This is a genomic window from Streptomyces globisporus (genome assembly GCF_003501885.1).
Classification (GTDB): Bacteria; Actinomycetota; Actinomycetes; order Streptomycetales; family Streptomycetaceae; genus Streptomyces; species Streptomyces globisporus_D.
Map to the genome: position 1 here is coordinate 1 of NZ_QWFA01000409.1, position 811 is coordinate 811.

At 75.2% G+C, this 811-nt stretch carries 1 protein-coding gene; it reads left to right on the forward strand.

Going from position 1 to position 811, the window contains the following annotated elements; all coding sequences use genetic code 11:
- Positions 1-255 precede the first annotated feature (255 nt).
- Positions 256-811: LacI family DNA-binding transcriptional regulator (locus D3105_RS34025; RefSeq protein WP_133305752.1), on the forward strand; the 556-nt coding region annotated here is incomplete at its 3' end.

Consider the following 811-nt stretch of genomic DNA (forward strand, 5'->3'; position numbering starts at 1 on the left):
TGGTTGGGGCGGCTCTGGGGGCGGGGCGTCGGGGCGGCTCTGGGCAGGGGCGAGAAGCCGGCGGCACCCCGGCGTCGCGGTGCCCGGGGCGCCGTCGACCGGGGATCCGCCCACCGGCCACTGGATTGTTAGCGCTCACACACGTTGGGGGCAAGAGGCGTTAAGCTGTTTCTCGAATTCGAGGTGGGCCCGTCGCCCTCGCGGGGCGTCCCGCGGCCGGGCCGGGCCGCGGCTGTCGTCCGGAGGAAGCAAGGCATGACCCGCCCCACCGAGGCCCTCCGACCACCGACGATGGCGGACGTCGCCCGGGAGGCGGGGGTCTCCCACCAGACCGTGTCCCGGGTGCTCAGCGGCCACCCCAACGTCCGGGCCACCACCCGGGACCAGGTGACGGCCGCGATCGAACGGCTCGGCTACCGCCGCAACTCCGCGGCCCGGGCGCTGGTCACCCGGCGTTCGCGGACCATCGGCGTCATCGCGGTCGACCCGACGCTCTACGGCCCCGCGAGCACCCTGGCCGGCCTGCAGGAAGCAGCGCGCGACGAGGGGTATCTGGTCTCGACGGTCACCCTGCGCAGCGGCGGCGGCCACGCGCTGGAGGACGCGCTCGACCATTTGGCGGCCTGGGGCGTCGAGGGCGCCGTCGCCATCACCCCCCAGCGCTCCAGCGTGCAGGCCCTGGCCCGGCTGACCCCGCCGTTTCCCGTCGTCACGGTGGAGGGCAGCCACGGGCTCGACATCCCCGGCGTCTCCCTCGACCAGGAGCTGGGCGCCCGCCTCGTCACCGAACACCTCCTGGCCACCGGCCACG